The sequence below is a fragment of the Cytobacillus sp. FSL R7-0680 genome (genome assembly GCF_038009245.1).
In the GTDB taxonomy this organism is placed as follows: domain Bacteria; phylum Bacillota; class Bacilli; order Bacillales; family Cytobacillaceae; genus Cytobacillus; species Cytobacillus kochii.
Window position 1 is genome coordinate 278,151 of record NZ_JBBPAO010000001.1, and the last position, 13,740, is coordinate 291,890.

General features: G+C 42.3%; 9 protein-coding genes, 17 tRNA genes and 2 rRNA genes. 27 read left to right on the forward strand and 1 reads right to left on the reverse strand.

All coding sequences use genetic code 11. The features are described from left to right. Positions 1 to 55: 55 nt before the first annotated feature. The 23 genes from MKY26_RS01365 to MKY26_RS01475 all read left to right on the forward strand — a co-directional run bounded on the left by MKY26_RS01365 (position 56) and on the right by MKY26_RS01475 (position 9,098). Positions 56 to 2,989: ribosomal RNA gene (locus MKY26_RS01365) — 23S ribosomal RNA — on the forward strand. 229 nt (positions 2,990 to 3,218) lie between these two features. Next, positions 3,219 to 3,336: ribosomal RNA gene (gene rrf / locus MKY26_RS01370) — 5S ribosomal RNA — on the forward strand. A gap of 19 nt (positions 3,337 to 3,355) precedes the next feature. After that, positions 3,356 to 3,430, forward strand: a tRNA-Asn gene (locus MKY26_RS01375). Positions 3,431 to 3,432: 2 nt separating this feature from the next. Then, positions 3,433 to 3,526: transfer RNA gene (locus tag MKY26_RS01380), tRNA-Ser, on the forward strand. Positions 3,527 to 3,541: 15 nt separating this feature from the next. Further along, positions 3,542 to 3,616 (forward strand) — tRNA-Glu (locus MKY26_RS01385). Between the two features lie 4 nt (positions 3,617 to 3,620). After that, positions 3,621 to 3,696: transfer RNA gene (locus MKY26_RS01390), tRNA-Val, on the forward strand. Positions 3,697 to 3,706: 10 nt separating this feature from the next. After that, positions 3,707 to 3,780: transfer RNA gene (locus MKY26_RS01395), tRNA-Met, on the forward strand. 3 nt (positions 3,781 to 3,783) lie between these two features. Next, positions 3,784 to 3,860 (forward strand) — tRNA-Asp (locus MKY26_RS01400). A gap of 54 nt (positions 3,861 to 3,914) precedes the next feature. After that, a tRNA-Phe gene (locus MKY26_RS01405) sits at positions 3,915 to 3,990 on the forward strand. Positions 3,991 to 3,993: 3 nt separating this feature from the next. Next, positions 3,994 to 4,066, forward strand: a tRNA-Thr gene (locus MKY26_RS01410). An 11-nt stretch (positions 4,067 to 4,077) separates the two neighbouring features. Next, positions 4,078 to 4,161, forward strand: a tRNA-Tyr gene (locus tag MKY26_RS01415). A 3-nt stretch (positions 4,162 to 4,164) separates the two neighbouring features. Then, positions 4,165 to 4,238, forward strand: a tRNA-Trp gene (locus MKY26_RS01420). Positions 4,239 to 4,244: 6 nt separating this feature from the next. Further along, positions 4,245 to 4,320: transfer RNA gene (locus tag MKY26_RS01425), tRNA-His, on the forward strand. Between the two features lie 46 nt (positions 4,321 to 4,366). Next, positions 4,367 to 4,441 (forward strand) — tRNA-Gln (locus tag MKY26_RS01430). Positions 4,442 to 4,446: 5 nt separating this feature from the next. Continuing rightward, positions 4,447 to 4,521 (forward strand) — tRNA-Gly (locus MKY26_RS01435). A 19-nt stretch (positions 4,522 to 4,540) separates the two neighbouring features. Continuing rightward, positions 4,541 to 4,614 (forward strand) — tRNA-Cys (locus tag MKY26_RS01440). A gap of 31 nt (positions 4,615 to 4,645) precedes the next feature. Next, a tRNA-Leu gene (locus MKY26_RS01445) sits at positions 4,646 to 4,734 on the forward strand. 21 nt (positions 4,735 to 4,755) lie between these two features. Further along, a tRNA-Leu gene (locus MKY26_RS01450) sits at positions 4,756 to 4,838 on the forward strand. Positions 4,839 to 4,841: 3 nt separating this feature from the next. Beyond that, positions 4,842 to 4,912, forward strand: a tRNA-Gly gene (locus MKY26_RS01455). Positions 4,913 to 5,249: 337 nt separating this feature from the next. Next, a complete protein-coding gene (locus MKY26_RS01460; RefSeq protein ID WP_095369988.1) occupies positions 5,250 to 6,065 on the forward strand; it encodes an ABC transporter ATP-binding protein in 816 nt (271 codons plus the stop codon). Between the two features lie 63 nt (positions 6,066 to 6,128). Next, complete coding sequence (locus MKY26_RS01465; RefSeq protein WP_307318270.1) at positions 6,129 to 7,049, forward strand: iron-hydroxamate ABC transporter substrate-binding protein; 921 nt, start codon at positions 6,129 to 6,131, stop codon at positions 7,047 to 7,049. Between the two features lie 4 nt (positions 7,050 to 7,053). Further along, positions 7,054 to 8,094, forward strand: a complete 1,041-nt coding sequence (locus tag MKY26_RS01470; RefSeq protein ID WP_095369986.1) for a FecCD family ABC transporter permease — start codon at positions 7,054 to 7,056, stop codon at positions 8,092 to 8,094. Next, entirely contained in the window at positions 8,091 to 9,098 is a 1,008-nt protein-coding gene (locus tag MKY26_RS01475; RefSeq protein ID WP_095369985.1) for a FecCD family ABC transporter permease, read from the forward strand. The genes MKY26_RS01470 and MKY26_RS01475 overlap by 4 nt, the downstream gene beginning before the upstream one ends. Before the next feature lie 124 nt (positions 9,099 to 9,222). Here the strand turns inward: MKY26_RS01475 and MKY26_RS01480 are convergent, their stop codons facing one another. Then, positions 9,223 to 9,888 carry a B3/B4 domain-containing protein gene (locus tag MKY26_RS01480; protein ID WP_095369984.1) on the reverse strand — a complete coding sequence of 222 codons (666 nt, stop codon included), beginning with the start codon at positions 9,886 to 9,888 and terminating at the stop codon, positions 9,223 to 9,225. Positions 9,889 to 9,975: 87 nt separating this feature from the next. Here MKY26_RS01480 and queG point away from each other — a divergent pair, with 87 nt between their 5' ends. The 4 genes from queG to nfsA all read left to right on the forward strand — a co-directional run bounded on the left by queG (position 9,976) and on the right by nfsA (position 13,448). Continuing rightward, the gene (gene queG, locus MKY26_RS01485) at positions 9,976 to 11,115 is read left to right on the forward strand and encodes a tRNA epoxyqueuosine(34) reductase QueG (protein WP_095369983.1); all 1,140 of its coding nucleotides are present in this window, start codon (positions 9,976 to 9,978) and stop codon (positions 11,113 to 11,115) included. 89 nt (positions 11,116 to 11,204) lie between these two features. After that, the gene (locus MKY26_RS01490) at positions 11,205 to 12,071 is read left to right on the forward strand and encodes an amidase domain-containing protein (protein WP_307318271.1); all 867 of its coding nucleotides are present in this window, start codon (positions 11,205 to 11,207) and stop codon (positions 12,069 to 12,071) included. A gap of 71 nt (positions 12,072 to 12,142) precedes the next feature. Next, positions 12,143 to 12,616, forward strand: a complete 474-nt coding sequence (gene trmL, locus MKY26_RS01495; RefSeq protein WP_095369981.1) for a tRNA (uridine(34)/cytosine(34)/5-carboxymethylaminomethyluridine(34)-2'-O)-methyltransferase TrmL — start codon at positions 12,143 to 12,145, stop codon at positions 12,614 to 12,616. A gap of 82 nt (positions 12,617 to 12,698) precedes the next feature. Then, the gene (gene nfsA / locus MKY26_RS01500) at positions 12,699 to 13,448 is read left to right on the forward strand and encodes an oxygen-insensitive NADPH nitroreductase (RefSeq protein ID WP_095373493.1); all 750 of its coding nucleotides are present in this window, start codon (positions 12,699 to 12,701) and stop codon (positions 13,446 to 13,448) included. Positions 13,449 to 13,740 lie beyond the last annotated feature (292 nt).

Here is a 13,740-nt window from a genome sequence, read left to right on the forward strand (position 1 = left end):
GATGTTGACGAGTGAGCTGACGCCGAAATGCGTAGCTTATCGCAAGCCGAACAATGGTTAAGTTAATAAGGGCGCACGGTGAATGCCTTGGCACTAGGAGCCGATGAAGGACGGGACTAACACCGATATGCTTCGGGGAGCTGTAAGTAAGCTTTGATCCGGAGATTTCCGAATGGGGAAACCCCCTATCCGTTATGGGATAGGATCCATACCTGAATACATAGGGTATGGAAGGCAGACCCGGGGAACTGAAACATCTAAGTACCCGGAGGAAGAGAAAGCAAACGCGATTCCCTGAGTAGCGGCGAGCGAAACGGGATTAGCCCAAACCAAGAGGCTTGCCTCTTGGGGTTGTAGGACATTCTATACGGAGTTACAAAGGAACGAGATAGACGAAGAGGTCTGGAAAGGCCCGCCATAGGAGGTAAAAGCCCTGTAGTTGAAACTTCGTTCCCTCCAGAGTGGATCCTGAGTACGGCGGGACACGAGAAATCCCGTCGGAAGCAGGGAGGACCATCTCCCAAGGCTAAATACTCCCTAGTGACCGATAGTGAACCAGTACCGTGAGGGAAAGGTGAAAAGCACCCCGGAAGGGGAGTGAAAGAGATCCTGAAACCGTGTGCCTACAAGTAGTTAGAGCCCGTTAATGGGTGATAGCGTGCCTTTTGTAGAATGAACCGGCGAGTTACGATTACATGCGAGGTTAAGTTGGACAGACGGAGCCGTAGCGAAAGCGAGTCTGAATAGGGCGAATTTAGTATGTGGTCGTAGACCCGAAACCAGGTGATCTACCCATGTCCAGGGTGAAGTCCAGGTAACACTGGATGGAGGCCCGAACCCACGTACGTTGAAAAGTGCGGGGATGAGGTGTGGGTAGCGGAGAAATTCCAATCGAACTTGGAGATAGCTGGTTCTCTCCGAAATAGCTTTAGGGCTAGCCTCATGCGTAAGAATCTTGGAGGTAGAGCACTGTTTGGACTAGGGGCCCTCATCGGGTTACCGAATTCAGACAAACTCCGAATGCCAAAGATTTATCCATGGGAGTCAGACTGCGAGTGATAAGATCCGTAGTCAAGAGGGAAACAGCCCAGACCACCAGCTAAGGTCCCAAAGTATACGTTAAGTGGAAAAGGATGTGGAGTTGCTTAGACAACCAGGATGTTGGCTTAGAAGCAGCCACCATTTAAAGAGTGCGTAATAGCTCACTGGTCGAGTGACTCCGCGCCGAAAATGTACCGGGGCTAAACGTATCACCGAAGCTGTGGATTGAACATCGTTGATGTTCAGTGGTAGGAGAGCGTTCTAAGGGCGTTGAAGCTAGACCGTAAGGACTGGTGGAGCGCTTAGAAGTGAGAATGCCGGTATGAGTAGCGAAAGATGGGTGAGAATCCCATCCACCGAATGCCTAAGGTTTCCTGAGGAAGGCTCGTCCGCTCAGGGTTAGTCGGGACCTAAGCCGAGGCTGAAAAGCGTAGGCGATGGACAACAGGTTGATATTCCTGTACCACCGTATTCTGTTTGAGTGATGGGGGGACGCAGGAGGATAGGGTAAGCGCACTATTGGATGTGCGTCTAAGCAGTTAGAGGGACCATGAGGCAAATCCCATGGTCACATACCTTGAGCTGTGATAGCGAGGGAAATTTAGTACCGAAGTTCTTGATTCCACACTGCCAAGAAAAGCCTCTAGCGAGGAATAAGGTGCCCGTACCGCAAACCGACACAGGTAGGCGAGGAGAGAATCCTAAGGTGAGCGAGAGAACTCTCGTTAAGGAACTCGGCAAAATGACCCCGTAACTTCGGGAGAAGGGGTGCTCATTAGGGTGTTAAAGCCTTGATGAGCCGCAGTGAATAGGCCCAGGCGACTGTTTAGCAAAAACACAGGTCTCTGCGAAGCCGCAAGGCGAAGTATAGGGGCTGACGCCTGCCCGGTGCTGGAAGGTTAAGAGGAGAGGTTAGCTCACGCGAAGCTTTGAATCGAAGCCCCAGTAAACGGCGGCCGTAACTATAACGGTCCTAAGGTAGCGAAATTCCTTGTCGGGTAAGTTCCGACCCGCACGAAAGGCGTAACGATCTGGGCACTGTCTCAACGAGAGACTCGGTGAAATTATAGTACCTGTGAAGATGCAGGTTACCCGCGACAGGACGGAAAGACCCCGTGGAGCTTTACTGTAGCCTGATATTGAATTTTGGTACAGCTTGTACAGGATAGGTAGGAGCCTTAGAAGCCGGAGCGCTAGCTTCGGTGGAGGCGTCGGTGGGATACTACCCTGGCTGTATTGAAATTCTAACCCACATCCCTTATCGGGATGGGAGACAGTGTCAGGTGGGCAGTTTGACTGGGGCGGTCGCCTCCTAAAGAGTAACGGAGGCGCCCAAAGGTTCCCTCAGAATGGTTGGAAATCATTCGTAGAGTGTAAAGGCACAAGGGAGCTTGACTGCGAGACCTACAAGTCGAGCAGGGACGAAAGTCGGGCTTAGTGATCCGGTGGTTCCGCATGGAAGGGCCATCGCTCAACGGATAAAAGCTACCCCGGGGATAACAGGCTTATCTCCCCCAAGAGTCCACATCGACGGGGAGGTTTGGCACCTCGATGTCGGCTCATCGCATCCTGGGGCTGTAGTCGGTCCCAAGGGTTGGGCTGTTCGCCCATTAAAGCGGTACGCGAGCTGGGTTCAGAACGTCGTGAGACAGTTCGGTCCCTATCCGTCGTGGGCGCAGGAAATTTGAGAGGAGCTGTCCTTAGTACGAGAGGACCGGGATGGACGCACCGCTGGTGTACCAGTTGTCTTGCCAAAGGCATCGCTGGGTAGCTATGTGCGGAAGGGATAAGTGCTGAAAGCATCTAAGCATGAAGCCCCCCTCGAGATGAGATTTCCCATAGCGCAAGCTAGTAAGATCCCTGAAAGATGATCAGGTTGATAGGTTAGAGGTGGAAGTGTGGCGACACATGTAGCTGACTAATACTAATCGATCGAGGACTTAACCAAAAACGAAAAGCGAAAGCACCTACCTAGGCGCTGTAGCTGGACAATACGAAATGCGGGCGGCTTTAAGCCGCCGCAGCTAGACAGCACTACGTAAGTAGTCGCGTCAGCACGCATTCAGGCGATTACTCAAAACAATCTTCTTCAACATTACCTAGTTTTCAGAGAATGATTTAAAATTTCTCTTGAAAATTTTATTAAAGACGTTATAATAATATATGTCTTTAAAAAGTCCGGTGGCGATAGCGAGAAGGTCACACCCGTTCCCATACCGAACACGGAAGTTAAGCTTCTAAAGCGCCGATGGTAGTTAGGGGCTGTCCCCTTGTGAGAGTAGGAAGTTGCCGGGCATACATACTATTAAATTATTCCGCAGTAGCTCAGTGGTAGAGCATTCGGCTGTTAACCGAACGGTCGTAGGTTCGAATCCTACCTGCGGAGCCAATGGAGAGCTGTCCGAGCTGGCCGAAGGAGCACGATTGGAAATCGTGTAGGCGGTTTATAGCCGTCTCAAGGGTTCAAATCCCTTGCTCTCCGCCATTAAACATATAAATTGGCCCCTTGGTCAAGCGGTTAAGACACCGCCCTTTCACGGCGGTAACACGGGTTCGAATCCCGTAGGGGTCACCATTTTGGAGGATTAGCTCAGCTGGGAGAGCATCTGCCTTACAAGCAGAGGGTCGGCGGTTCGATCCCGTCATCCTCCACCATTCATATTATCGCGGGGTGGAGCAGTCCGGTAGCTCGTCGGGCTCATAACCCGAAGGTCGCAGGTTCAAATCCTGCCCCCGCAATTTGGTCCGGTAGTTCAGTTGGTTAGAATGCCTGCCTGTCACGCAGGAGGTCGCGGGTTCGAGTCCCGTCCGGACCGCCACTACATAAATTCACACAAATTAATTTAAAACATATTGTAAAACGTATAAGTTTTGGCTCAGTAGCTCAGTCGGTAGAGCAAAGGACTGAAAATCCTTGTGTCGGCGGTTCGATTCCGTCCTGAGCCACCATTTGCCGGCCTAGCTCAATTGGTAGAGCAACTGACTTGTAATCAGTAGGTTGGGGGTTCAAGTCCTCTGGCCGGCATTGTTTTTTATGGAGGGGTAGCGAAGTGGCTAAACGCGGCGGACTGTAAATCCGCTCCTTCGGGTTCGGCAGTTCGAATCTGCCCCCCTCCACCATCTAGGGGTATAGTTTAATGGTAAAACGAAGGTCTCCAAAACCTTTGATGTGGGTTCGATTCCTACTACCCCTGCCAATTATGGCGGTTGTGGCGAAGTGGTTAACGCATCGGATTGTGGTTCCGACATTCGTGGGTTCGATTCCCATCAGCCGCCCCATTATTTTAAATTCACATTTTTTGCTTTCATGCATAGAATATACAAATGGGCTATAGCCAAGTGGTAAGGCAACGGATTTTGATTCCGTCATTCGCAGGTTCGAACCCTGCTAGCCCAGCCAGATCTGCGGAAGTAGTTCAGTGGTAGAACATCACCTTGCCAAGGTGAGGGTCGCGGGTTCGAATCCCGTCTTCCGCTCCAAGTAGTTATTTATATTGATGGCGGCATAGCCAAGTGGTAAGGCAGAGGTCTGCAAAACCTTCACCACCGGTTCAAATCCGGTTGCCGCCTCCAATACATATTCACTCATTTTTATACACCTCATGCCGGGGTGGCGGAACTGGCAGACGCACAGGACTTAAAATCCTGCGGTAGGTGACTACCGTACCGGTTCGATTCCGGTCCTCGGCACCATAATTAAATAAAAGAATATTTGCCGGTGTGGCGGAATTGGCAGACGCGCACGACTCAAAATCGTGTTCCATCACGGAGTGTCGGTTCGACCCCGACCACCGGTATTTGCGGGTGTAGTTTAGTGGTAAAACCTCAGCCTTCCAAGCTGATGATGAGGGTTCGATTCCCTTCACCCGCTTATATGGAAGTAAAGGACTGTAGACAATCTCTATTTATTAGCAGATTGTCTACAGTTTTTTTAGTTGAAGTGATTAGTTTTGTTGTTTTTTACTAACCTTAACGAAGTGCATAATGAGTGAAGAGAATGGATGAAAGGCTTCAGTAACGAGAAATGCATTCTCCTTAAAAAATATATGCAGAATACAGGTTGGTTAACAAGAAATATGGTGGAAATGAAAACTTTTCGTATTGATGGTTGACAGGATAGCTTTTATTAGATAAAATTTTCTTTGAAGTTGATAATCATTATCAATGACATGATGATGATCTAAAATGTTCGGATGGAGTGAATGACCTTGTCTAGATTATTTACTGAAGACTTAAGAATTGCATACGGTGATAGAGAGATTGTGAAGAACTTAAACATGATGATACCAGACGGTGAGATTACGGCTATTATTGGGCCGAATGGTTGTGGTAAATCGACTGTCTTAAAGACGATTGCAAGAATTATCCAAGCCAAAGCTGGGTCTGTATATCTTGATGGTAAGCAAATCAGTAAGGAATCGACAAAAGCGATTGCACAAAAAATGGCCATTCTTCCTCAATCTCCTGATGCTCCTGAAGGCTTAACGGTTTCAGAGCTAGTATCTTATGGAAGATTTCCATATCAAAAGGGTATGGGGAGATTAACAGCAAAAGATCGCCAGGTGATAGATTGGGCACTCCAAGTAACAGGAATTGCAGAATTTAAAGATAGAGAAGTAGATGCATTGTCTGGTGGACAGCGGCAAAGAGTATGGATCGCGATGGCTTTGGCTCAAGAGACTGATATAATCTTATTAGATGAGCCGACTACATATTTAGATATGTGTCATCAATTGGAAGTATTAGAACTGTTAAAAGAGCTTAATCAGTTAGAAAATAGAACAATTGTTATGGTTATTCATGATTTAAACCATGCAGCAAGGTTTGCTGATTATTTAATTGCTATGAGAGCAGGCAAAATTATTAAAAATGGTGCTGCGAAGGAAGTTATGAATAAGCAGATTTTAAGAGAAGTATTTAATATTGATGCAGAAATTGGTATTGATCCACGTACACAAAAACCAATCTGCTTAACTTATGATTTAATTGATAGTAGGATGGTAGTTCAAGAGCAAGTCGTTTAATGATTTGCTTCTTTTTTTGACTATAATTGAGAATGATTATTATTTTAAAGGTGGATGGAGAACTTGAAAAAGCAATTGGTATTTTTATTTTTTATTCTATTATTAGTTTTAACAGCTTGCGGAAATGGTGGGAATGAATCGTCAGGTGAAGGCAGTAAGGAAACGGAAAAAGAAACATTTACATATAAATCAGAAAATGGAGAAATGGAGTTACCAGCTAATCCTGAAAGAGTAGCATCTATGGCTTACACTGGTAATGTTCTATCATTAGGGATTACGCCAGTAGCAATAGATGAGTGGTCTAAAGCGAACAAATTTTATGGTGATAAACTGAAAGATTCTGAAGTCATTACAGCAGATAATGTAGAGAAATTATTAGAATTAGAACCAGATTTAATTATTGCATATTCAACTGACGAAAATTTAGATAAATACAAAGAAATCGCGCCAACCGTCACATTAACTTATGAAAAATATGGCTATTTAGATCAACACCTTGAAATAGGTAAGGTGTTAGGAAAAGAGCAGGAAGCACAAGCATGGGTGGAAGAGTGGAAAGAAAAGACAGCTGCTGAAGGTGAGAAAGTAAAAGAGGCAATTGGTGATGATGCGACTATTATGGTATTTGAGACATTTGGTAAAGACATGTATGTGTATGGTGAGAACTGGGGACGCGGAACAGAAATCATTTATCAAGCACTTGGTTTAAAAGCACCTAAAGCGGTAGAAGAAGAAGTATTTGGACCAGGGTACTTAGCTATATCTTCAGAAGTCATACCAAAATATGCTGGAGATTATATTTTCCTAGGAGATGGACAAGGAGCCGATAATTCCTTTACTGAAACAGATGTTTGGAAAGGCATCCCAGCAGTGGAAAATGACCGCGTGTTTACATTTGACTCTTCTTCTTTCTATTTCAATGATCCCATTTCATTGGAAGAAGAATTAGCATTTATCGTTGAAAATTTACTTGGGGCTAAGTAATATAATGAAAAATAATACTTTTAATGAAGCAAAGGAAAAGAAAATATATGCACGTCCTGCAATTGCTTCTATTATTCTAGCACTAAGCTGCCTACTTTTAGTAGGTAGCTTAGTTTTGGCTATTTCGGTTGGAGCAGCGAGTATTTCATTTGCAGATGTTTGGCAAGCTGTATTTGCTTATGAACAAGGAAACGAAGACCACCAAATTATAAGAAGTATACGATTACCTCGTGAGCTAGGAGCTGCTGTTGTCGGCGCGGCTTTTGCTGTTAGTGGTGCCATTATGCAAGGAATGACAAAAAACCCTTTAGCAGATCCGGGTTTACTAGGTTTAAATGCAGGTGCAAGTTTAGGACTAGCGATTGCCTTCTCGTATGTAGGCAATACAAATTATATGATTATTATGTTATTCTCATTTATTGGAGCAGGGATTGCTGCTTGCTTAGTATTTGGATTTAGCGCAATGAAAAGAGGTGGGATGAGTCCACTAAAAATAACGTTAGCTGGTGCGGCAGTTACTGCATTTCTTTCATCGATTGGAGAAGGGATAGCACTTATAAATAAATTATCACAAAGTATTGCCTTTTGGACTGCTGGTGGCGTTTCAGGAACAACATGGGCACAGTTGCAAATTGTTACACCTACAGTACTTTTCGGTATTATAATTGCCATCATGCTCTCAAGAAGTTTGACTGTATTAAGCTTTGGAGAAGATGTGGCTAAAGGCTTAGGGCAAAGAACTTTTATTGTTAAGGCTGTGCTCATGACGGTTGTTCTTATATTAGCAGGTGCCGCGGTTTCTCTTGTTGGGGCGATTGCTTTTGTTGGTTTATTAATTCCTCATATCGTGAGATTTTTAGTCGGTACGGATTATAGATGGATTATTCCGTGTTCAGCCGTAATAGGTAGTGTGTTTTTAGTTTTAGCCGATACGGCAGCAAGAATGGTTAATCCTCCTTTTGAAACACCAATGGGAGCAATTGTAGCAATACTTGGCCTACCTTTCTTCTTGTACCTTGCAAGAAAGGGGAGATCATTAATATGATTAGTGCCCGCCACTTTAAACGTTCAATTATTATCATTATCTCGACGTTCGTGTTACTATTGCTTATCTTTACAATTAGTGTAGCAACAGGATTTGCCTCTTTAAGTCCCGATCGTCTTTTGCCAACATTACTTGGTAATGGAACGGCGAAGGAAAACCTGATTTTATTTACCTTTAGATTGCCGAGGATACTGATTGCGGTGCTCGCAGGCATGGGTTTAGCTTTGTCGGGGGCAATATTACAGAGTATTACGAGGAACCCGTTAGCAGATCCGGGAATACTAGGAATTAATTCAGGTGCCGGTTTGTTTGTCGTTTTCTTTGTTTTGTTATTTGGAAATAGTACAGGCAATCATTTATATTTGTTGCCACTATTCGCTTTAATTGGAGGATTAATTACCGCTATATTCATTTACCTTCTCTCTTACAAGAGAGGGGAGGGCATTCAACCTGGTAGAATGCTTTTAGTTGGTGTAGGATTAGCTGCTGCTATAAATGGTGCATTGTTAACTCTTGCTTCTAAAATGGCTAGAGAAGAGTATGATTTCTTCGCCAACTGGGCTGCAGGGAGAATATGGGGAGATGATTGGTTATTTGTCTTTGCTCTCCTTCCTTGGCTTGCAATATTAATCCCGTTCATTTACTTTAAATCAAATACGCTAAATACGATGGCTTTAAATGAAGAGCTTTCTGTAGGTCTTGGAGTTAAAACGAATAAGGAAAGGTATATACTGTTATTGGCTTCCGTGGCCTTGGCAGCTGCGTCAGTATCCGTTAGTGGTGGTATAGCATTTATCGGTTTGTTAGCACCCCATATTGCAAGAAGCTTAGTCGGTCCTAGACATCAGTTGTTTTTGCCTGTTGCGGCAATGTTTGGGGGCTTACTTTTACTTTCAGCAGATACGGTTGGCAGAGTTTTACTTGATACGATTGGCATACCAGCGGGAGTAATTGTATCATTTATTGGGGCGCCGTATTTTCTATATTTAATGGCTAAGAAATAATAGACTTAAAAATCGAACAAAATAAGAGTGAAATGCACCCCACTTGCTAGACACAATCTAACAAGTGGGGTGCATTTTTTCTATAGCCAAATTTAATGCTGTAGAAAAATAGGATATTATTTTTTTAAACTATTACCTCAACTTGACCATTACCTCCATGAACTTGGATAAACATATCTTTTAGTGAGTTGAGCAGTGCTTGTGCCTCAACTGTTTCAATTGAATGTCTTAAAAAGACGACTTGTAATGCATTGGTTGTCTGTTCATTAACATTTGTTCTAGTAGAATCTACAAATGGACTACCAAATGGCCCAAGTGAATCACTTAAAATAATTAAGTTTTTTAGTGAATTATCACGTCCGTTTAATCCTCCGTAAACTTCTCCATCAGCTCCGATTCTCACATCAATATTTCCGTTGATACAATCTAAATCGTATATGCCAATCGGGACTTCGTATTTTAATGAGAAAAAATTATTAATATCAGCGGCACTGTTGATGCTCTGTAGGTAGTTCTGTTTTTTAATTCTTCGATACATTGCTTCAGCAGAATGACGATATTTGTTGGGGTCTTTACCTGTTTGTTTGAAAATACTTCGCCATTCTTTTATCCCTGCAAATTCAGTTATATTCTTTTCTTCAAGATCAAAAAATAATGACTCTTGAAAGAGTTGTAAGCGGCCCTTTACCATTTGGGGAGAACCTGATATAGTGATATGATTGTATGTAATGATGCCTATTTTGAATTGAGGGAATAAGGTCTTTAAATCTTTTGATATGTTGATTACCAATGTTTACACCTCCTGATTTTATAATAACTAGTTTATCATGAGAGGGAAGATGAATCACATGGAAAACCAAGGAGGAGTGAATAATCCTTGAATATAGCTGAACTAAAAGAAGAAATCATTCGATATAGTAAGACGATTGGAATAGATAAGATTGGATTTACCACTGCATCAACTTTTGATGGTTTGCGGAATAGATTAATGAAACAACAAGAGCTCGGATACCAATCAGGTTTTGAAGAGCCTGATATAGAAAAGAGAGTCAACCCTGCGTTATTGATGGATCAACCGATGTCGATTATTAGTATTGCCCTAGCTTATCCAACAAAGATGAGAGAGCGCGTAGTGAGTAAACCGGGTGAGAGAAGAGGTATTTTTTGCCGTGCTTCTTGGGGAGATGACTATCATTTAGTGTTGAAGGATCGTCTAAGTAAGTTAGAAGCCTACTTGGAAGAGCTTGTTCCTGATGTCCGATTTACATCAATGGTCGATACAGGTGCTTTATCTGACCGTGCTGTAGCTGAGCGAGCGGGTATAGGGTGGAGTGGAAAGAATTGTTCTATCTTTACACCTGAATTCGGCTCTTACGTCTATTTAGGTGAAACCATCACAAATATTCCTTTTGAACCGGACGAGCCACTAGAGTCAAAGTGTGGGACTTGTACGAAATGTATTGATGCTTGTCCTACAGGTGCACTCGTTCAAGGCGGGCAACTAAATGCGCAACGTTGTATTTCCTTTATTACGCAAACAAAAGGATTTATGCCCGATGAGTTTCGCGAAGAATTAGGGAATCGAATTTATGGCTGTGATACTTGTCAAACGATTTGTCCAGAAAATAAAGGCAAGGATTTTCATTTTCATGAAGAAATGGAGCCAGATTCAGAAATTGTCAAACCTTTGTTAAAACCGATACTTCATATGAGCAATAGAGAGTTTAAGGAGAAGTTTGGTCGTCTTTCTGGTTCGTGGAGAGGGAGGAAACCTATTCAGAGAAATAGTATTATCGCTCTAGCTCATTTTAAGGATGAATCAGCTGTGGGAGATTTAATCATGTTAATGAAAAAAGACCCACGACCAGTAATTAGAGGAACAGCAGCATGGGCATTAGGGAAAATTGGAGGCGAAGAGGCAGAAAAAGCTTTACAAGCAATGCAAGCTACAGAAGAGGATCCTGAAGTCCAACAAGAAATCGAAAAAGGTTTAAAGATGTTTAATCCTATTATGTAGTATGTGAGAAAGTAATGCGATTACTTTCTCTTTTTTTATCGTTAAACCCCTCTTATGAACATATGCATGTTAATGGAGGGAGTGATACGATGAAAGAACAATTGCAAGAACTATTAGAAAAAAGAGTCAGGCAATGTGTCAGCAATGAGAGAGAATCTATTCATACTTGTATGAAGATAAAAAATAAAAAAAGAAGTTTAGAAAAAAGGGGAGCAAGTATCGTAAAGGCAAAGGCAATTGGAAAAATCAAAGGAGAGCCGCACATTCAAGAAGATAGTAAATATATTTCGTATAAGGCGCATTTTCAATATTTAATTAAGCAAGAAAAGACTTTTTATATTGAAGAAGAGGTGGAAGAACGAGTGGCTGAGTTTTATAAAGAAACGCTCGTTGAGGATAAAGAAAAGTTGGTTCTTTATGATCAAGACACGGTTGATATCTTAGAGGAAGATTCGCGTTCATCTTATCCATTTCATTTTGACCGCAGAAAAGCGGTACAATACGCAGAAAAATGGTGGAATAGCCATAATCCACAGTTTCATGCATTTGATGTCGATTGTACGAATTATATCTCTCAATGTCTACATGCAGGAGGAGCCCCGATGCGCGGATTTCCTGCTAGGGGAACGGGGTGGTGGATGCGCAGTAAGAATTGGAGCTATAGTTGGAGTGTAGCTCATTCTATGCGTATTCATTTAGCTAACTCGACAATTGGATTACGAGCGAAAGAAGTGGAGCGTCCTGAGGAATTATTGCTAGGAGATGTCATTTGTTATGATTTTCAAGGAGATGGTCGTTTTGACCATACGACGATTGTGACGGCTAAAGATGAACAGAATATGCCGCTTGTAAATGCCCATACGACTAATAGTCGCAAACGCTATTGGGATTATGAAGACTCTACCGCTTATACTGAAAATATTAAATATAAATTCTTTACGATTTATGATGCCTAGCACTTACCTTTCGTAATGAGCTGAAGAAGTGTATAATAAGAGCGAGATATTATAATAGAGGTGAACAGTTAGTGTCAGTGAATGTTGTTTTATATCAACCAGAAATTCCAAGCAATACAGGTAATATCGCTCGTACTTGTGCAGCTACTTATACAACGCTTCATTTAATTCGACCATTAGGGTTTTCAACGGATGATAAGATGTTAAAAAGAGCGGGTTTAGATTATTGGACGTATGTAGATATTGTTTATTATGATTCGTTAGAAGAATTTTTAGAGAAAAATAAAGACGGCGAATTTTTCTTGTTAACAAAACATGGGAAACAACCGCATACTACTTTTGATTATAGTGATCAATCAAAAAATTACTTCTTTATCTTTGGAAGAGAAACAACTGGCTTACCAAAGGAATTTATTCAAGCGAATCTTGATCGCGCTTTAAGAATACCTATGAATGAGCATATGCGCTCACTAAATTTATCAAACACAGCAGCTATTTTGATTTATGAAGCCCTGCGTCAGCAAGGATATCCACGAATGAGCTAGCGTGAATAAGAAGGTCTGCTCTTACATTTGGCAAGATCTTCTTTTTATATACTAATTTTTTTTACATAGGGGAGATGAGATGATGAATGAAATGATTCAATTGATGAAAGACCATCGTTCAGTACGCCATTTTGAGGATAAACGTTTAACGAAAGAGCAAATTAAGGAGATTGTGACAGCCGCTCAGTCTGCTTCTACTTCAAGTTTTGTACAAGCGTATTCTATTATAGGTGTTTCCGACCAACAGAAGAAGGAAAAGTTGGCCGAATTGGCAGGAAACCAAGGGTTTGTTGCAGACAGTGGGCATTTCTTTGTGTTTTGCGCAGATCTTCATCGTCATGAAGTCATTGCAGAACTAGAAGGGATAGATTTAACTGAGTCCATTGAAAGTACGGAAAAATTTATGGTGGCTTTAATCGATGCAGCTTTAGCAGCCGAAAACGCAAGCTTAGCAGCTGAATCCATGGGTCTTGGCATTTGTTATGTTGGTGGCTTACGGAATCAACTTCAAGAAGTAAGCGAAGTATTAAAAACACCTGATCATGTGATACCATTATTCGGACTAGCAGTTGGGTACCCAGCGAAAAGGAATGCGCAAAAGCCGCGTCTACCAATGAACCATATTTATCATGAAAATGAATATGAACAGGACAAGGACATATATATTCAAGAATTACAAGCATACAATGAGGTGATTTCTGCTTACTATAAAGAGCGAACAGCAGGTAAGCGTGATGATACTTGGACAAGTCAGATTGCTGGTATGTTTGAGCGTAAAAAGAGAATGTACATGAAGCAATTTGTTCAAGAAAAAGGTTTAGATAAACGATAAAAAAACTGCGGGAGTTAGACTCTCGCAGTTTTTTTTTGTGTTAGCGCATATTATTTAATGTGCTTACCAGGCTTATCATCATAGCCCGCTGTGAAAATTGAAACTAAAAATGCCACCATCACACCTAAAATTAGGACTGTACCCATTATGTATGGCCTCCTTTTTCCTAAAAATAGAAACACAACATATAACTTTATTATATCCTAATAAATTTAAATAGTGAATGCAAATCATGGATATTATTGGACAGTTCTGCATAGGAATGTGTATTAGATATTAGCGTTATTCAAGA

Coding starts and splice junctions, on each gene's coding strand:
- MKY26_RS01470 (WP_095369986.1), top strand. CDS start 7,054: ATGAAAAATAATACTTTTAATGAAGCAAAGGAAAAGAAAATATATGCA.
- MKY26_RS01475 (WP_095369985.1), top strand. CDS start 8,091: ATGATTAGTGCCCGCCACTTTAAACGTTCAATTATTATCATTATCTCG.
- MKY26_RS01490 (WP_307318271.1), top strand. CDS start 11,205: ATGAAAGAACAATTGCAAGAACTATTAGAAAAAAGAGTCAGGCAATGT.
- nfsA (WP_095373493.1), top strand. CDS start 12,699: ATGAATGAAATGATTCAATTGATGAAAGACCATCGTTCAGTACGCCAT.